The 16,212-nt window shown below is 68.9% G+C and carries 19 protein-coding genes; 7 read left to right on the top strand and 12 right to left on the bottom strand.

Annotated features, from left to right (window positions below; all coding sequences use genetic code 11):
- Positions 1-113 precede the first annotated feature (113 nt).
- The 7 genes from lwrS to C454_RS10765 form a co-directional block, all read right to left on the bottom strand.
- Positions 114-509, bottom strand: coding sequence for an LWR-salt protein (lwrS, locus tag C454_RS10795; RefSeq protein WP_004975497.1), 396 nt, complete (start codon positions 507-509; stop codon positions 114-116).
- Entirely contained in the window at positions 506-781 is a 276-nt protein-coding gene (locus tag C454_RS10790) for a 4a-hydroxytetrahydrobiopterin dehydratase (protein ID WP_004975495.1), read from the bottom strand. Before C454_RS10790 ends, lwrS begins: the two co-directional genes overlap by 4 nt.
- Before the next feature lie 45 nt (positions 782-826).
- Positions 827-1,354, bottom strand: a complete 528-nt coding sequence (locus tag C454_RS10785) for an OB-fold nucleic acid binding domain-containing protein (RefSeq protein ID WP_231608284.1) — start codon at positions 1,352-1,354, stop codon at positions 827-829.
- Between the two features lie 62 nt (positions 1,355-1,416).
- Positions 1,417-2,802, bottom strand: coding sequence for a glutamyl-tRNA reductase (hemA, locus tag C454_RS10780; protein WP_004975490.1), 1,386 nt, complete (start codon positions 2,800-2,802; stop codon positions 1,417-1,419).
- Positions 2,799-3,446 carry a precorrin-2 dehydrogenase/sirohydrochlorin ferrochelatase family protein gene (locus tag C454_RS10775; protein ID WP_004975488.1) on the bottom strand — a complete coding sequence of 216 codons (648 nt, stop codon included), beginning with the start codon at positions 3,444-3,446 and terminating at the stop codon, positions 2,799-2,801. Before C454_RS10775 ends, hemA begins: the two co-directional genes overlap by 4 nt.
- A gap of 1 nt (position 3,447) precedes the next feature.
- Entirely contained in the window at positions 3,448-4,509 is a 1,062-nt protein-coding gene (ahbB, locus tag C454_RS10770) for a siroheme decarboxylase subunit beta (protein ID WP_004975485.1), read from the bottom strand.
- A gap of 164 nt (positions 4,510-4,673) precedes the next feature.
- Positions 4,674-5,072, bottom strand: a complete 399-nt coding sequence (locus C454_RS10765; protein ID WP_004975483.1) for a DUF5778 family protein — start codon at positions 5,070-5,072, stop codon at positions 4,674-4,676.
- A 148-nt stretch (positions 5,073-5,220) separates the two neighbouring features.
- On the opposite strand from C454_RS10765, the gene uppS reads away from it, so the two are divergent.
- Positions 5,221-6,150 (top strand): polyprenyl diphosphate synthase, encoded by a 930-nt coding sequence (gene uppS / locus C454_RS10760; RefSeq protein WP_004975477.1) that lies wholly within the window; start codon positions 5,221-5,223, stop codon positions 6,148-6,150.
- 23 nt (positions 6,151-6,173) lie between these two features.
- Here uppS and C454_RS10755 read toward each other — a convergent pair whose 3' ends face one another.
- On the bottom strand, positions 6,174-7,541 hold the full coding sequence (locus C454_RS10755; RefSeq protein ID WP_004975476.1) for a serpin family protein: 1,368 nt from the start codon (positions 7,539-7,541) through the stop codon (positions 6,174-6,176).
- Between the two features lie 71 nt (positions 7,542-7,612).
- Positions 7,613-7,981 (bottom strand): hypothetical protein, encoded by a 369-nt coding sequence (locus C454_RS10750; RefSeq protein WP_004975474.1) that lies wholly within the window; start codon positions 7,979-7,981, stop codon positions 7,613-7,615.
- A 144-nt stretch (positions 7,982-8,125) separates the two neighbouring features.
- Between C454_RS10750 and C454_RS10745 the strand changes: the two genes are divergently transcribed.
- Positions 8,126-8,467, top strand: coding sequence for a hypothetical protein (locus C454_RS10745; protein WP_004975472.1), 342 nt, complete (start codon positions 8,126-8,128; stop codon positions 8,465-8,467).
- Positions 8,464-9,195: a hypothetical protein gene (locus tag C454_RS10740; protein WP_231608285.1), complete on the top strand. Its 732-nt coding sequence runs from the start codon at positions 8,464-8,466 to the stop codon at positions 9,193-9,195. Before C454_RS10745 ends, C454_RS10740 begins: the two co-directional genes overlap by 4 nt.
- A gap of 149 nt (positions 9,196-9,344) precedes the next feature.
- Here the strand turns inward: C454_RS10740 and C454_RS10735 are convergent, their stop codons facing one another.
- Entirely contained in the window at positions 9,345-9,953 is a 609-nt protein-coding gene (locus tag C454_RS10735) for an undecaprenyl diphosphate synthase family protein (protein ID WP_004975468.1), read from the bottom strand.
- 149 nt (positions 9,954-10,102) lie between these two features.
- Between C454_RS10735 and C454_RS10730 the strand changes: the two genes are divergently transcribed.
- Together C454_RS10730 and C454_RS10725 are read left to right on the top strand one after the other, a co-directional pair.
- The gene (locus C454_RS10730) at positions 10,103-11,416 is read left to right on the top strand and encodes a DUF92 domain-containing protein (RefSeq protein WP_049905092.1); all 1,314 of its coding nucleotides are present in this window, start codon (positions 10,103-10,105) and stop codon (positions 11,414-11,416) included.
- 16 nt (positions 11,417-11,432) lie between these two features.
- Positions 11,433-11,837: a GNAT family N-acetyltransferase gene (locus C454_RS10725; RefSeq protein ID WP_004975465.1), complete on the top strand. Its 405-nt coding sequence runs from the start codon at positions 11,433-11,435 to the stop codon at positions 11,835-11,837.
- A gap of 51 nt (positions 11,838-11,888) precedes the next feature.
- Here C454_RS10725 and dnaG read toward each other — a convergent pair whose 3' ends face one another.
- Positions 11,889-13,292 (bottom strand): DNA primase DnaG, encoded by a 1,404-nt coding sequence (dnaG, locus tag C454_RS10720; RefSeq protein WP_004975464.1) that lies wholly within the window; start codon positions 13,290-13,292, stop codon positions 11,889-11,891.
- A 213-nt stretch (positions 13,293-13,505) separates the two neighbouring features.
- Positions 13,506-14,255 carry a sugar phosphate isomerase/epimerase family protein gene (locus C454_RS10715; RefSeq protein WP_004975462.1) on the bottom strand — a complete coding sequence of 250 codons (750 nt, stop codon included), beginning with the start codon at positions 14,253-14,255 and terminating at the stop codon, positions 13,506-13,508.
- A gap of 212 nt (positions 14,256-14,467) precedes the next feature.
- Here C454_RS10715 and C454_RS10710 point away from each other — a divergent pair, with 212 nt between their 5' ends.
- Together C454_RS10710 and C454_RS10705 are read left to right on the top strand one after the other, a co-directional pair.
- Positions 14,468-14,683: a DUF3311 domain-containing protein gene (locus C454_RS10710; protein ID WP_004975459.1), complete on the top strand. Its 216-nt coding sequence runs from the start codon at positions 14,468-14,470 to the stop codon at positions 14,681-14,683.
- Positions 14,683-16,182 (top strand): sodium:solute symporter family protein, encoded by a 1,500-nt coding sequence (locus tag C454_RS10705; RefSeq protein WP_004975458.1) that lies wholly within the window; start codon positions 14,683-14,685, stop codon positions 16,180-16,182. Before C454_RS10710 ends, C454_RS10705 begins: the two co-directional genes overlap by 1 nt.
- The last annotated feature ends 30 nt before the right edge of the window (positions 16,183-16,212 follow it).

The raw sequence follows: 16,212 nt of genomic DNA, 5'->3' as shown, positions 1-16,212 counted from the left end.
GAGATGTGTATAAGAGACAGGTCCCATCGAGGTCGAACAGCCAGAAATCGTAGTCATCGGCGACCATTCGGACAACAGAGTACGTCAGGCGTGGATAAATGTCTTGCCCCGCGTCACGAATCGTCGGATTCGACGCGAATCGCGCTCCCGAAGTACTTGTGGAGCACCTCGCGGACCGACTCGGCGTTGAACGCGCCGAGGTCCGCGGCGACGGCCTCGCGGAACGCGTCCAGCGACGCCTCGTCGGCCCGGAATTCGGAGAACGAACACGAGACGACGGGCACGTCGAGCCACGACGACGCGAGGTCGCGGGCGTGGCGCTCGTCGTTCACCGCTCCCCGCCAGAGCGCGTCGCGGAACAGCAGCCAGCCCTCCTCGCCGGGCGGCGGGGGCGTGACGCGGACCGTGGTCTCGAACTCCCGCGGGTCGGTCTCGACGCCCCCGGCCGAATCGAGGCGGAAGCGGACCCGGAAGACGTAGGTGAGCGTCGCGGTCCCCTCGTCGCTCACAGCTCGTCGTCGAACAGGTCGGCGAGCCGGAGGTCCTTGTCGGTGATGCCGCCCTCCTCGTGGCTCGTGAGGCGGACTTCGACCTCTTGGTACCGAATCATTATCTCGGGGTGGTGGAACTCCTCTTCTGCGACCTCGCCCACGCTGGCGGCGAACGCCACGCCGTCGAGGTAGTCGTCGAACTCGTAGACGCGGACGATTTCGTCGCCGTCGCGTTCCCAGTCCGACCCGAGCTGTGCGTCGATTTCGTCGTCCGAGAGCAGCTCTGCCATGCCGAACCCGTCGGGTGGCATCCCGATAAGGATTCTGCCGGATTGTCAGGTCGCGTCCGCGCGGACGACGAACCGCGGCCCGGTCAGGAGCCGCCGCCCGCCGCGGTCGCGAGCGACGCGCCCCGTGACCGCGACCTCGTCGCCGCGGGCGACGACGCCGCACTCGCCGTCGCCGCCGAACACCACGTGCCCGTCCGGCGGGACGCGGACCCGAATCTCGCCGGTGGCGTCCCGGAGGACGAACGGGCGCGTCGCGCGGCCGACGACCGTGCGCCCGCCCCCGCCTCGCCGGTCGCCGTCTGTGTTCTCGCGGTCAACCCACCGCTCCACGGCCGGCCCGTCGCCCGCGATTCCCGCGACTGTCCCGACGACGGTCGCCCGAGCGACACCGTCGAGGTCGCGAATCCGCCGTTTCGGGGTCGCATCGACGAGGCGGCGACGCGCTCGCGCTCGGAGGCGGTTCACGAGGCGGTGGCCGAGCGCCGTGGGCGCGCGGCCGGCGGCTTCTCGGGTGGCGGCGTCGGTACGGGAACGGCGCACGAAGCCCGTCGCTGACGGTCTGGGCGGTGACATCGTCGCGGAGTGGCTCCGCGTTCGGATAAGAAAGTTCGCCGGTCGGCCGCGTCGGCGGCCCGTCAGTCGTCCGAGAGCTGTTCGAGGACGCGCCGGGGCACCTCGCCTTCGAGCGCCTCGCGGTCGAGGTCCTCCGGCGGCTCGCCGGAGAACTCGATGGACGGCCCGGACGGCTCGGAGGGGTCTGACCCTCCGAGGTCGTCGAAGCCGGGGTCGAACAGCCGCATGGCCGTCTGGATGGTCGTCCAGTCGTCGTCGCCGGCGGCGTCGCGGAGGCTCTTGGTCGGCGCGGCGAGGATTTGGCCGATGAGCGCGTCCGCGAGCGACTCGACCGTCTCGCGCTGCTCGTCGGTGAGGTCGCCCTGCGCTTCGAGCTTCGACAGCGCCGTCGACACCTCGCGGCGCTTGACGTGCTCTGCGGCCTCGTACATCGAACTGATGGCCTCGTCGGCGCGTTTCCGCTTGTAGGCGGCGAGCAGGCGGTCGAACTCGTCGTCTATCATCGCCTCGACCTCGCGGGCGGCGCGCTCGCGGCGCTCCGCGGTCCGGTCGGTCACCGTCTCCAAATCGTCGATGTCGCGGACGCGAACGCCGTCGAGGTCGGCGGCGGCGGGGTCGACGTCCCGCGGCTGGGCGATGTCGATGAGCATCGTCTCGGAGCCGTCCGCCAGCTCCGCCGGCGTGACGACGTACTCGGGGCTGCTCGTGGCCGTGATGACGAGGTCGGCGTCGCGGAGGCGACCGCGGAGGTCGCCCAGTCCGGCGGCCTTCGAGACGCCCGGGACCTCGCGGGCGAGGTGGCGGGCGTTCGCGACCGTCCGGTTCGCGACGACGAGGTCGCCCACGTCGACCGACGCGAGCGCCTTCGTCGCGAGCGTCCCCATCTCGCCGGCCCCGACGACGAGGGCGTCGACCTCGCCGATGGGGGCGTCGAGTTCGGCCCGGGCGAGCCTGACGGCGGCGCTCCCGAGCGAGACGGCACCCTCGTTGATGGCCGTCTCCTCGCGGGCGCGTTCGCCGACGTGGACGGCCTTCATGAGCGCGTCTTCCAGCATCGGGCCGATGGCGTCCTGCTCGCGGGCGGCCTCGATACCGGCTTTGACCTGTCCGAGAATCTGGTCCTCGCCGAGGACGAGGGATTCGAGCCCCGACGCCACCCGCATGAGGTGGCGCAGGGTCTCTTCGTGGTCCATGTAGCGGACGCTCCCGTCTCGGACGTCGGGAGCGAAGTCGTCGAGCGCGCGGCGGCCGTCGGTCGCGTCGTCCGTGACGACGTACGCCTCGGCGCGGTTACACGTCTGAAGCGAAAAGGCCTCTGAGACGCCGTCGCGGGCGAGGAGTCGCTCGACGACCGTCTGAACGTCGTCGCTCGAAGCGGCTTCTATCTCGCGAACGCTGGCCCGGTCGTGGGCGACGCTCACACCGGAGATGACGCCCGAATCTCTCATGAATCACCTCGCTGTGTGTCTCGTATCACGCGCGCTGCCTCTTGGCGGGGGTTTGCATCGCCGGTACGTAAAGCCTTCCAAACCGACGGGTCTCGCACGACCGCTCGAATCGCATCACGGCGCTCGGCCGGCGACCGGTCGGACGCCTTGAGTTCCGCGCGGAGTTCCGCGGTCAGCGCGGCCATCTCGCCCGCTCCCTCCAACTCGGCTTCGACGCGCTCTCGGAGGTGCTTCGAGAGGGCGGGGCTCGCGCCGCCGGTCGTGATGGCGACCGACACGTCGCCGTCCTCGACGGTCGCCGGGACGACCACGCTCCCCGCGTCGCGCTCGCCGCTCCGGTCGGCTCGATTGACCAGTGCGCCGGCGTCTCGGGCCGCCGCGACGACGGCGTCGTTCACCGCGTCGTCGTTGGTCGCCGCGACGACGAGCGCCGGGGCGAACCGCTCGACCCAGTCGGGAACCTCGTCGGGCGCGGGGGCCGCCCGAACGCGCTCCGCGTCGCCGAAGTCGCGGTCGGCGAACTCGGGACTGACGACGACGGTCCGCGCCTCGCGGGCGAACCGACGGGCCTTCCGCGCGCCGACGGGTCCCCCGCCGAAGACGACGACCGTCTCGTCGGAGAGGTCGTGGACAAGCGGAATCATCTCACTCCGTGTTCGCCTCGGCTCGTTCGTCCAGCCTGATTCCCGTCTTCTTCAGGATGCGCGTCGAGAACAGGGTGTCCCAGTCGTCGTCGCCCACGTCCCAGTAGTCGCTCATGACCTCGCGCACCTGTTCGATGCGGGCCTCGCTCTCCGCCTCGGAGCGGCCGTGGGTCATCGCGAAGAAGTTGTACGGCCAGACGCCCTCGTGTCGCGGCCGGCGGTAACAGTGGGTGACGAAGTCCAGCGAGGCGATTTCGGGGCCGACCTCCGCCACGAGGTCGTCGGGGACGTTCCAGACGGTCATCCCGTTTTCCGAGTAGCCGAGCGCGTAGTGGTTCGGGATGACGCCGACGCGGCGGACCTTCCCCTCGAGATTGAACCGCTTGATCGTCTCGACCACCCACGACGGCTCCTGCCCGACGGCCTCGGCCACGTCGGCGTAGGGCGTCTCGGTAATCGGCAGGCCGCCCTGAATCTCCATGACGAGGTCGCGCTCGTCGGGCGTCAGGGTGCGCGCGTCCGTCGGCTCCACGTCGGGACCGAGGTGCGAGAGGTCGAGGTCGCCGTCTGAGACGGGGCCGTCGAGGAGGAACTTCGCGCCCACGTGGAACTCGTGGCGCTTGGGCATGTTGTACGTCGCTTGGCCCGTCTCGTCCTCGATGTCGCCGAGCACCTCGTCCACCCGCGACGCCTCGGCGACCGAGACGACGAACCACATGTTGAGGTGGGGGTGCTCGCGCTCGTAGTTGTGCGCGACCTCGCGGTGGGCGTTCACCTGCTCGGCCACCTCGTCGAACCGCTCCGGCGGCGCGTGCATGGCGACGAGCGTCGCCGTGCCGCCGATTTCCTCGGCGTTGACGAGCGCGCCGAACCGCGAGAGGACGCCTTCCTCGTCGAGCGTCCGCACCCGCTCGCAGAGGTCGGTCGCCGTCACGTCCACGCCGCGCTCGCGCAGCGCGGCCGCCGCGGGCTCGAAGGGACGTTCGACGACGGGGAAGCCGCCTTGGAAGGCGTTGACGATGGCGCGGTCGAGACGAGAGAGGTCCGCGTCCGCCTGTATCATGCGCGTCACTCGGGATGCGAGGCGGATAAACGCCTCGCTTGTTCTCACTGCGATGAACCGAAGCGAACGCCCGGCGAGCCGCCGGTGAACGGCCGACGCGGGCGGAGCGAGCGCCCTCGCTCACGAAGTAAAAGAGGCGTCTCGTCGTCGGGTCGCCGCCGCGCTCAGGGGACCGGCGTGACGCGGTCGACGTCGTCGAGCGCTTCGAGGCCCTCGACGATGGCGTCGTGGTCGGCGATGGCCTCGTAGTAGAACACGAGGTCGAACGTCCCGTCGCGGACGAGCTGTTGGCACTCCCAGACGAACTCGTCGTCCTCGACGGAGAGCCCCTGGAACTGGTTGGACGAGAAGTCGGTGTCGTCGTTGCCGGCGTAAATCCACGCGTCGCCCTTCCCCGCGTGCTCGGCGATTATCTCGTTGATTTCGACGGTCAGCTCCTGCATCTCCAGGTCCTCGCGGCTGGTGAGGTCGGTGTGGACGATGGCCCCGACGAGTTCGATATCGCCGGGTTCGAGCAGCGCGAGGGTCCGCTGGTAGAGGTCCTCGTCGATGGTCTCGCTCATATCCGAGTCTTCTCGGGGAGGTACAAACGGATGGCGATTCGTCGCCCGTCGTGACGACCCGTCATTCTGTGGCGACCTCCCGACCTCGGGACACCGTGCGACGGTGTAACCCACAAGACACATAGCCTCGGAATGCAACCGACGGTACATGTTCGGGTGGGTCCAACGCGGCTTTCGGCGCGCCTACGAGCGGGTGCTCGACCGGGAGATAGACGACGGGCCGACCCACGTCGCCATCATCCAGGACGGCAACCGCCGGTACGCCCGGAAGAACGGCGACGACGCCCCCGACGGCCACAGAGCGGGCGCGCAGACGACCGAGGACGTGCTGACGTGGTGCGAGGAACTCGGAATCGAGGAACTGACGCTCTACACGTTCTCGACCGAGAACTTCGACCGCCCGGAACACGAGCGCCAGCCGCTCTTCGACCTCATCGAGGACAAGCTCTACGAGTTCGCCGACGCCGACCGCGTCCACGAGCGCGAGGTCGCCGTGCGCGCCATCGGCGAGGTCGAGATGCTCCCCGGTCGCGTCCGCGACGCCGTCGAGTACGCGGAGACTCGGACCGCCGACTACGACGGGTTCACGCTCAACATCGCCCTCGCGTACGGCGGCCGAGCCGAACTCCTCGGGGCCGCCCGCGACGTCTGTCGCGCGGTCGACCGCGGCGACCTCTCGCCCGACGAGGTGGACGTGCCGGCGGTCGACCGCCGCCTGTCCAGAAAGCCCGTCCGCGACGTGGACCTCATCATCCGTCCCGGCGGCGACGAGCGCACCTCGAACTTCCTGCCGTGGCACGCGAACGGCAACGAGGCCGCCGTCTACTTCTGTGCGCCCTACTGGCCTGAGTTCTCGAAAGTCGACTTCCTGCGCGGCATCCGAACCTACGAGTCCAGAGAGCAGTCGTGGCAGCGCACCCGGACCGAGCGCGCCGTCACGCTCGTCCGGGCGGTCGCGGAAGTGGAGTTAGAGGACGCCCGCACCGTCGCCGGTCGCCTCCGCGAGCAACTCCCCTCGTCGGGGGCCGACGAGGTGTCCGCCGAGTTGGCGAAGCGGACCGACGAGACGGCCGACTGAGGACGACTCCTGCTGTTTTGCGGTTATTCGCCGCCCTGCGCAGCCCCGGCGTCGACGACGCGACCGTAGAACAGAATCGCGTCCGTCGGCCGGTCGCGGATGCAGAACAGGAACGGCCGGTCGAACCGGAGTTCGCCCCAGCTCGGCGGCAATGAACTTTCGACAACCACGCCCGTCGCCGCCGCGGCCTCCGTCCCCTCCTCGTCCACGGAGACGAACGATTTGTGGAACACCTCGTCGATGGCGAGGGTCGCCCCGTCGCCCTCGGCCATTCCACCGAAGTCGGCATCCGAGCCGAACGCAGCGGGCATCCCGAGATTCGACAGCGCCTCGGAGAGTTGGACCTCCGTCTCGAACTCGAACCGCGGGAGCACGACGTCACCGATTCGCTCTCGCATCTCCTCGAAGACGCCGAACAGTCGACTCGCGTTCAGATTCCGCTCGTACGACTCGAATTCGCCTTCGTCGGGAAGCAGTAGCACCATCGACACCTCCCGACCGAGGTACGGGAGTTCGACGGCCTGCGCGCTCGGGAGGTCGGCGTAGTTCGCCTTGAGTTCCTGCCGCATGAGCGGCACGGTCGATTCGCCCCCGTCCAGCGCGGTGAACGTCCCGTCTTCGGTGTCCTCGGGGTCGAACGTGCGCGCCCACTGCGCCATGAAGTAGATAGCGTTGGTGAGGACGAGCGCCGTGTCGGACGTGACGGAGCCTGCGGGAAGCAGGTTCTCGATTCGGCCCTCCGTCCGGTCGGCGACCCACTCGTTGATTCGCTCCCGCTCGCCGTCCGGGTCGCCGGCGAAGTCGGCCCGTCGGAGTCCGGCCCCGTAGTTCGAGTCGAGTCGGTCGAGGTAGTCCGCCGAGAACGCGTACCCCTCGCGGCCCCACAGCGCGTTCGCCACGGCCAGTCGGAAGGCGTCGGCTTCGCCGCCGTCGACCGGGTTCCGAGTCGTCTCCCGCTCTTCGAGCGCCGCCCGTAGGTCCGCGAACGCCGGGTGAACGTCCTCCCCGAGCGTGTAGTGGAGCGTCGCTTCCATCTGTTCGCGGGTCGCCCCGCGAGCGCCCGCGTAGGTCATCGCCAGCGCGACGGAGATGCTGTACGGCGAGAGGAACTGGTTGCCGCCCTGTTCGGACGCGACCTGTCTGTGCAGGTCGAGGGCGAACTCGGCGTTGCCGGCCGCGAGCGCGGCGAGCCGCTCGTCGTCCACGCTCGGTTCGCCGGTCGGCGGTTCGTCGCTCGGCCCCTCCGTCGGCGTGTCTGTCGTCGCGGTCGCGGTGTCCGTCGTCTCGCTTGCGGTCTCGGTCTCCGCGGACGACTGACCGTCGCCCGTACAGCCGGCAATCGTCGCGGCGGCGAGCGCCCCCGACAACGCCAGCATCTCGCGGCGGTTCATGTCGGAACGTTCAGCGGTCTAACAATATGTCTTCTGTAAGCACAAACGGCGGCTTGAGAGACGAGGGTGCGTCACCTCGCCGGGCGAACCCGCCGCCGGTACGTCCGCCAGCAGAACCATCCCAGAAACGCGGCGCTCTGTCCGAGCACGACGGCGACGAACTCGGCTTCGTACCGAGGCCCTAACAGCAGCACTGCCCCGCCGTAGGCGACGGTCGGAACCCACGAGCGCCAGCCCTCGTAGCGCGATTCGAGGAACAGCCACGGCGGGACGACGGCGACGCCGACGAGCGCCCACGGCCAGTCCGGCGGGGCGGGCTGATTGAGCCAGAGAACGAGTAACAGCGAGAGCGCGAGGAGGACGTGCCCGTCTTCGAGCCACTCGCTGGCCGGCGGTGGCGGCGGGAGGAGGTCTGTTCTGTTGGGTGAGTTGGAGGGCATCTGTTCGGCAACTGAGAGTCGGGAACGTGCTCCTCGACTGCGCTTGTGGACCGTAGTAACGCCGCGAGAGCGGCAGTTCTCACGGGTATCAAAACATGTTGAGGTATCAAACTTTACTATCGGTAGTCTTCTTGGTGGCAAGCGATGGATTTGCTCCTCGTCGCCGCACCCTCACTCCCCGACGGGGTCGCGAAGACGCTCGATGTGTACCCGCCACTCGTCCTGCTCGGAACCTTCTTCAGCTATACGGGAATGTTTCTCATTCTGAGCGACGACGTGGACGACTTTCTCGGCCTGTGGATGTTCACTACGCTGGTCTATCCCGGCGTCCTCGTCTGGTACGTCGACCGAATCGACGTGACGAGCGACTTCGCGTTCGGCTACTCGTTGCGGGAGTCGACGGTGGCGTTCCCGCTTTTGTTCATGGGCCTCGCGTTCTACCTCTTCACGGTCGCGTTCGCCGACCGGTATCTGGGGAAGACATGATGCAGATATCGTTCCTCTTCGAGTACGTCCCCGAGTGGCTGTCGATAGCGCTGCTGGCTGTCGGTTCGACGTTCGTGACGTGGGGTCTCCCGTTCGTCGACGCCGACGACGAGTTGAGCGTCGAAACCGGACAGGACGTCCTCGGTGTGATACTGTTAGGTATCGGTGTCGGCGTCACGGTTTGGGGAACGCGTTCGATCTCTGTCTTCGCTCCGATTGCCGTCGTCGTCGTCCTGCTGACGGGCTTCCTTGAGGGGCTGGCGGCGATTAGTATATACAAGAAGCTCGTCGACCTGGTTCTGCGGCGTTCAGCCCCGTCTGGCGGGTCGTTCAGACGGAAGCTCTTCGGTGGACTCCTCGCGTTCTTCCTGGTCGTACTTTCCGGGTGGGCCCTCGTCGCGGCGGTCGTATGGGGTCCCATCGAACTCGGCGTTGGCGAGTCGGTTCGCCTCTACTGGACGGTCGTCACGGTCATCGTGACCGTCATCGGCATGTCGACCAAGTTCTGGAGCACGAAAGAGCGGTCCCCGACGCCGATACTATTCGGGGGCGTCTTCCTCATCACTGGCGCGGAAATCGTCAACCTCCGGTTCACGACCGAACTCACGCTGTACGTCGGTACGGTCGTCGCCTACACGCTCGGGTTCTGGTTCGGCGTCGCGCTGTTGATTCGAGGCGCACAGCGAATCTCTCGGGAACGAACTACCGGGCGCCGGTCGTGGGACTAACGGCGTTCGCTCTCCGAGAAAGCGGACCGGCGGGATTCGCCCTACCGGCCGAACTTCTGTCGCACTCTTCGAGCACGACAGCGTTTGGCCGATTCGTTGACGCTCATCGGCCAAACCACCGTGTCGGCAACGCCGCCACGGGATTCGCCCTACCGGCCGAATCTCCGCTGACGGTCCTGGTAGTCCCGCAACGCCCGCAGGTAATCGCGCTTCCTGAAGTCCCGCCAGTTCACGTCGGTGAAGTAGAGTTCCGCGTACACGGACTGCCAAATCATGAAGTCCGACAGGCGCTCAGCGCCCGTCTTGACCACGAAGTCCGGCTCGTCGGGGAACACGAGGCGCTGTTCGATGTCCGCGGCGTCGATGTCGTCGGGGTCGAGCGCGCCCTCGTCGACCTCCTCGGCCAGCGACTGGACCACCGATGCGAACTCTCGTTTCCCGCCGAGGCCGATGCTGACCTGCACGGGGGCGTCGGCGCGCTCGGTGTCGCCGGGTTCGCGGACCTCCACTCGCTGGGGAACGTCGAGGTCGCGGAGCTCGCGGGCGAGCGTCGGGACGACCGCCTCGTCGAGGACGCTCACGGAGATGGTGACGCGGTCGCTTCCGAACTCGAACGCCCAGCCGACGAACGCTTCGAGCGTCTCGTACGCGCCCTGTTCCAGCAGGTCGCGCTCGGTGATGACGAGCGCCACGTGCTCGGGGGCGTCGGCGTCGTCGAGGCGGAATCGGAGGGCGAGGTAGGAGTCGTACAGTCCCACGGGAGTCGTTCTCGCGGCGATTCTCCTAACCCTTCGGGTTCGGCGTCGGTCCGCTCGCCCCGGGAGGTTGGCATCGACCGCGGACTCGCGGTGGTGCGGTCGTCGGTGATGTCGGGAGGGTTAAGTGCGCGTCGGGGATACCGAATGGTGTGACTTCCACGGTACGGCGAGCGGGCGGATTCGCGGTCGTCGGGACGTTGGCCCTCGCGGCCCCGAGTCTCGGCGCGGCCGCGTTCGCGCCCTTCGCCGCAGTCGCGCTCCTGGCGGCCTTCGTCGTCGACGACGGCCCCCTCTTCGAGCTGTTCGCGCGGCCCGGCGACCGGCAGGACGGCCGGCTCAACGGGCTCGCCGGGTTCGCACTGGCCGCGACCGGCCTCGCCCTCTTGGCGACGGTCCCGCGCGTCACGATGCCGCTTTCGGTGTTCGCCGCCGCGGTGTTGACACTCGCCTACGGCAACCTCGGCGCGCGACTGGTGGATTCGAGAACGTCCGACGAGTCGCTTCGCGCGGCGGGCTTCGTCGCGGCCGCGGTCCTCGCCGGCACCGCGGGACAGGCGGCAATCGCGTCGCTGACCGGCGATGCGATGCTGCTCGCCCGATTCACCCTGCTCGCGGCCGTCGGCGGCCTCGTCGGCGCGGTGCTCCGGACGGCCCTCTACGAGCGCGACGACCCGCTCGTCATGCTCTCTATCGGCCTCGTCCTCTGGGGCGTCGAGGTGCTCGCGGGGCCGGTGTCGCCGACGCAGACCGGCGTGGCGCTCGCCCTCACGGTCGCGCTCGGCTACGCGGCCTACGCCCTCGGGACGGCCTCCGTCGCTGGCATGATTACCGGCGTCCTCCTGCTCCTCTTCGCGGTCGTCTTCGGCGGTTTCGGCTGGGCGCTCGTGCTCGTCTCCTTCTTCGGCGTCGGTGCGCTCGCCACTAAGTTCCGGTACGACAGCAAGGCCGAACGCGGCGTCGCCGAGGACAACGACGGCGCTCGCGGCACCGGCAACGTCCTCGGCAACTCGGGCGTCTCGCTCGTCGCCGTCGTCGGCTACGCCGCGGCGCAAACGCTCGGCTACCCGTTCGTCAGCGACCTGCTCGTCCTCGCGTTCGCCGGGTCGGCCGCCGCCGCGATGAGCGACACGCTCTCCAGCGAAATCGGCGGGCTGTTCGACCAGCCGCGGCTCATCACCTCGCTCAAGCCCGTTCCCGCCGGGACCGACGGCGCGGTCACGTGGCAAGGCGAAGTCGCCGGCGCGCTGGGCGCGGCCTTCGTGGCCGGCGTGAGCGTGCTGGTGCTTCCCCTGCCGGCGCAGACGGCCGCCATCGCCGTTCTCGCCGGCGGGCTCGTCGGAATGACGGTCGACAGTCTGCTCGGTGCGACGGTCGAGGGAGCCGGCCTCGGAAACCAGGCGGTCAACTTCCTCGCCACGTTCGCCGGCGCGCTGGGCGCGGTCCTCGTCTGGATTCCGCTGTGACGGGGGTGACGCGGTCGTGACGGGCGTTCGCCCCGCCCGAGACACCGACGTGCCGGCCGTCGAATCGCTCCAACGACTCGTCTCGCACCCCTCGCCCGACCTCTTGGACGCGTGGCCCGCCGTCGGGACGCTTCTCGTCGCCGTCGACGCCGACGACCGGCCGGTCGGCTACCTGCTCGCCGTCGGCGCGCACCTGGCCGAACTCGCGGTTTCTCCCGACCACCGCCGGGAGAGGCGCGCCACCGCGCTCGTCGAAGCGTACCAAGACTCCCGTCCGGCGTCAGACGCGCCGCTCACGTTGCTGGTCCATCCGGAGAACGACGGCGCGCGTGCCTGTTACGAGGCGCTCGGATTCCGCCGGGACGCCCGCGTTCCGGACGCGTTCGACGGCGACGACGGGCTACGGCTCGTCCTCGATTGACCGTCGGCGTCTCGGCCGGCGTCTCGGCCGGTATCGGGCCGCGTTCCGTCCTCAGTCGAGGAGCTGGTCCGCGGTTCTGACGCGGACGCTGACGGGCTTTTTGACGTACTCGCCGGCCGAGCGCGCCACGACGTGTCCGACGCCGCGCTGGGCCGCGATGTCGACGAGTTTCTGGCTCGCCTCGCCGTCGACGACGACGAGCGCCGGGGCGGGGTCGGCGTACTCGACGGCGTCGTACACCTTCTCGACCGCGACCTCGTCGTCGATGCCGAGGTCGTCGTCCAGGAGCCGGGCCATGCCGCTCTCGTCGGCGATGACCTCGCGCACGTGGTCGGCGAGCGAGGGCCGCTGGTCGGTCGATTCGACCGCCTCGGCGACGGCTTCGACCTCGGACTCGGTGAGCACTCCGCCGTTTGCGTCGGCGTCGGCGTCGGTGCTCGCGGTTTCGGTGGGCTTTCCGACCGTGACGGTACCGCCGGTGCCGGCCTCGGCGGGTGCCTCGCTGACCGCGTCGGCGGGTCCGTTCGCGTGGCCGTCCGCGGGTGGAGTCGACGACGCGTCAGTCGTCGGCGACTCCGTGCGAGGGTCCGTCGGAACGTCTCCCGACCCGTTGGCGGCGGCGACGGCGGCCCGGAAGTCACCGTCGCCGTCCTCCGGAAGCGACGAGAGCGGGACCTTGTTCCTGAGCGCGCGGACGACCGACGCGCGGTCGAGGTCCTCGACCGACCGGCCGTCGGGCGCGAAGGCGACGTAGTCCACGTCGCCGACCTGCGAGAGTTCGCGCAGGATGAGTTCGCCGCCGCGGTCGCCGTCGAGGAACGCCGTGACGGTCCGCTCTTGGGTCAGTCCCGCGACCGCGTCGGGGACGTTCGTCCCCTCGACGGCGACGGCGTTTTTGATGCCGTAGCGGAGGAGCGTGAGCACGTCGGCGCGACCCTCGACGACGATGATGGCGTCCGAGTCGGCGACGCGGGGGCCGGCCGGGAGGCCCTTGTACTCGGTGATGTCCTCGACGCGGACGCTCTCTTTGACCGCTTCGAGGATTTCGGTCGAGCTCATCACGGTGTCGTCGAACGACTCCGAGAGGAGCTCCTTGGCGCGCTCGACGACCATCCGTCGCTTGGCCTCGCGCACGTCCTCGATGTTCGTGACCTCGATGACGGCCTGACAGGGACCGACGCGGGTCAGCGTCTCCAGCGAGGCCGCGAGGATGGCCGTCTCGACCTTGTCGAGGCTGCTGGCGATGGTCATCTGGCCGAACGAGTGGCCGTTTTCCGAGTCTATCTGTACGTCTATCCGACCGACCTTGGAGGACTGTTGGAGGTCGCGGAGGTCGAGTTCGTCGCCGAGGAGGCCCTCGGTCTGGCCGAAGACGGCCCCGACGACGTCGCTCCGTTCGACGACTCCGTCGGCGGAGATGGAAGCGTGAATGAGATATTTTGCAGTGTCGTCCATTGGTGAAGTCACCCCGTTGGGGGTGGTGATGTGATGATTGTGATGATGTCATGGGCCGGACCCACGAACGTCATTATATAAGTTGCGCCCGAGGGAAATATCTATCGTGGCCGACGATTCGAACGCTCGCGGGCCGTTCGACTCCGACTCCGTGCCCCGCGAAACGCCGGCGAATCGTCGCTCTCCCGCCGTTTCGCCCGACCACGTAATTTGTCACGCTTCCTCGTCGGTTCGGTGCGCCGCGACGAACTCGCCCGCGTCCCGGCAGAACGCCGACGGGTCCTCGGGGAAGTCGTGTTCGGCGACGGCCCACTCGACGAACCCCTCGCGCGCGGCCGCGAGACAGCGGTCGATGTCGAGTTCTCCCTCGCCGAGCGAGACGGGTCGGCCGCCGCGCTCCGCGTCGGCCTCGCGGACGACGTCCTTCAGGTGGACGACCGGGGTCCGGTCGGCGTAGCGGTCGAGGTACGCGACGGGGTCGTAGCCGGCGGCGAGAATCCACGCGAGGTCGAGTTCGAAACCGACGCCGGACTCCTCGGCCAATCGGTCGAGCGCGGGTTCGCCCTCGACCGCGGCGAGTTCGTGGTCGTGGTTGTGGTAGAGCAGTCTGACGCCCCGCTCGTCGCACTTCGCGGTCAGGTCGTCCAGCCGGTGTGCGGTCTCGTCCACCGCGTCGGCGTCGGCGAACGCCTCCGGCGGGAGATACGGAACCACGAGCGTCTCGACGCCGAGCGCGCCGTACCGCTCGCAGACCGCGTCGAGGTCGGCTTCGAGGTCCTCGATGGGGACGTGGGCCGCGGGGACGCCCAGTCCGGTCCCGTCGAGGGCCGCGCGGACCGCCGCCGCGTCGTCGACGCCCGCGAACTCCACGCCGTCGAAGCCGGCGTCCGCGGCGCGTCGGACGAGCGCCGACGTCGGTTCGTCGAGCTCGCGAAGCGAGTACAGCTGAATACCGAAGTCCATGTGTCTCCGGTCGCACGCGCCGCTGGAAACTGTTCCGGCGGCCGATTCGCCCGCGGACGACCCCGCCCTCCGCGTCGCCTCTGTCGCGTGCGCGTCCGTGGGTGGTTCCCGTCGTTCGACCGCCTCTGTTGAAGAAAATAGTTCTTCAATGAGGGGCAACGTAGGTCGATAGAGTAAGATTTACGCCTCGTTGTCGATTATCGTTCCTACGAATGACGCGAGTGCGCATCGACTACCGCTGGGTTGCCGTCTTCGCAATCCTCGTGACGTTCGCCGTTCCGTGGTTCCTCTGGGGCGACAGCAGGGTCTTCGCCGGCCTGCCGCTGTGGCTCTGGTGGCACATCGGCTGGATGGGGCTGACCGCAGTCGTCTTCCACCTGTTCGCCCGGACGGCGTGGGACCGCGGCATCGTCGGGGAGGGTCGCTGATGGTCTCGGCGCTCGGTATCCAACTCGGCGTCGTGGGCGCGTACCTCGTGGTCGCGCTCGCGGTCGGTTTACTCGCCTACCGCCTGACCAGCCGCGACGCCGAGGACTACTACCTCGCCGGTCGCTCCATCGGGACCGTCGTCCTCCTGTTTACGACGTTCGCGACGCTCCTGTCGGCGTTTACGTTCTTCGGCGGCCCCGACCTCGCCTACCGCGCCGGCCCCGAGTGGATTCTCGTGATGGGCGTCATGGACGGCGTGCTGTTCGCCATCCTCTGGTACGTCGTCGGCTACAAACAGTGGCTCGTCGGCCGCGCCCACGGCTACGTCACCCTCGGCGAGATGCTCGGCGACCGCTTCGGCTCGACCCGCCTGCGCGCCGTCGTCGCCGGTATCAGCCTGTTTTGGCTGTTCCCGTACGTGATGCTCCAGCAGATGGGCGCGGGCGAGGCCATCGTCGGCCTGACGAACGGGATGGTCCCGTACTGGGCCGGCGCGGCCGGTATCACGGTGTTCATGATCGCCTACGTCGTCATCGCGGGGCTCCGCGGCGTCGCGTGGACCGACACCCTCCAGGGGCTGTTCATGCTCGGCGTCGTCTGGCTCGCGGTCGGCTGGGTCGCCACCGCGGCCGGCGGCCCCACGGCGCTCTCGAACGCCCTCGCGACGAACAACCCCGAGTTCCTCTCGCTCGGCGGCGGCGTCTACTCGCCGCAGTTCATCATCTCGTCGGCCGTCACCATCGCCTTCGGCGTGGCGATGTTCCCGCAGATAAACCAGCGCTTCTTCGTCGCCAAGTCGAGCGCCGTCCTCAAGCGCTCGTTCGCCCTGTGGCCCGTCCTCGTCGTTCTGCTGTTCGTGCCCGCGTTCATCCTCGGCACGTGGGCCGCCGGCCTCGGCATCTCCGTGCCCGAGGGCGCGAACGTCCTCCCCGTGCTCCTCAACGAGTACACGCCGGTGTGGTTCGCCGCGCTCGTCATCGCCGGCGCGATGGCCGCGATGATGTCGTCGTCCGACTCGATGCTCCTCTCCGGGTCGTCGTACTTCACCCGCGACCTCTACCGCCCCTTCGTCAACCCCGACGCGAGCGAGGCCCGCGAGGCGTGGCTCGCCCGCATCGGCGTCGCCCTGTTCGCCACGCTCACCTTCGTCGCCAGCCTGTTCCGGCCCGGCACGCTCGTCTCGGTCGGCGACACCGCCTTCGGCGGGTTCGCCCAGATGGCCCTGCCGGTCATCGTCGCGCTCTACTGGGCGAGGACGACCCGAACGGGCATGTTCGCCGGCGTCCTCGGCTCGCAGGCGTTCTACCTCGCCCACGTGTTCGTCCCCGCGATAGAGGTCGGGTCGATGACGCTGTTCGGCGCGACCTACCTCACGTGGGACTACGCCCTCTGGGGGATGGCGCTGTCCGCGGTCCTGACCGTCGGCGTCTCCGCGATGACCGCCGCCGCGCCCGAGGAGAACCAGTCCCGCTTCACCGACGGCCTCCGGGCCGACTGACCCGTCGGCGCTGTCTCTCCCGTCGGTTTC

Source organism: Haloferax gibbonsii ATCC 33959 (assembly GCF_000336775.1).
Classification (GTDB): domain Archaea; phylum Halobacteriota; class Halobacteria; order Halobacteriales; family Haloferacaceae; genus Haloferax; species Haloferax gibbonsii.
The sequence above is the reverse complement of the archived record's forward strand: the minus strand, read 5'-3'. Positions and strand labels throughout refer to the sequence as shown.

Coding starts and splice junctions, on each gene's coding strand:
- C454_RS10790 (WP_004975495.1), bottom strand. CDS start 781: ATGGCAGAGCTGCTCTCGGACGACGAAATCGACGCACAGCTCGGGTCG.
- C454_RS10785 (WP_231608284.1), bottom strand. CDS start 1,354: ATGTCACCGCCCAGACCGTCAGCGACGGGCTTCGTGCGCCGTTCCCGT.
- hemA (WP_004975490.1), bottom strand. CDS start 2,802: ATGAGAGATTCGGGCGTCATCTCCGGTGTGAGCGTCGCCCACGACCGG.
- C454_RS10775 (WP_004975488.1), bottom strand. CDS start 3,446: ATGATTCCGCTTGTCCACGACCTCTCCGACGAGACGGTCGTCGTCTTC.
- ahbB (WP_004975485.1), bottom strand. CDS start 4,509: ATGATACAGGCGGACGCGGACCTCTCTCGTCTCGACCGCGCCATCGTC.
- C454_RS10765 (WP_004975483.1), bottom strand. CDS start 5,072: ATGAGCGAGACCATCGACGAGGACCTCTACCAGCGGACCCTCGCGCTG.
- uppS (WP_004975477.1), top strand. CDS start 5,221: ATGTTCGGGTGGGTCCAACGCGGCTTTCGGCGCGCCTACGAGCGGGTG.
- C454_RS10755 (WP_004975476.1), bottom strand. CDS start 7,541: ATGAACCGCCGCGAGATGCTGGCGTTGTCGGGGGCGCTCGCCGCCGCG.
- C454_RS10750 (WP_004975474.1), bottom strand. CDS start 7,981: ATGCCCTCCAACTCACCCAACAGAACAGACCTCCTCCCGCCGCCACCG.
- C454_RS10745 (WP_004975472.1), top strand. CDS start 8,126: ATGGATTTGCTCCTCGTCGCCGCACCCTCACTCCCCGACGGGGTCGCG.
- C454_RS10740 (WP_231608285.1), top strand. CDS start 8,464: ATGATGCAGATATCGTTCCTCTTCGAGTACGTCCCCGAGTGGCTGTCG.
- dnaG (WP_004975464.1), bottom strand. CDS start 13,292: ATGGACGACACTGCAAAATATCTCATTCACGCTTCCATCTCCGCCGAC.
- C454_RS10715 (WP_004975462.1), bottom strand. CDS start 14,255: ATGGACTTCGGTATTCAGCTGTACTCGCTTCGCGAGCTCGACGAACCG.
- C454_RS10710 (WP_004975459.1), top strand. CDS start 14,468: ATGACGCGAGTGCGCATCGACTACCGCTGGGTTGCCGTCTTCGCAATC.
- C454_RS10705 (WP_004975458.1), top strand. CDS start 14,683: ATGGTCTCGGCGCTCGGTATCCAACTCGGCGTCGTGGGCGCGTACCTC.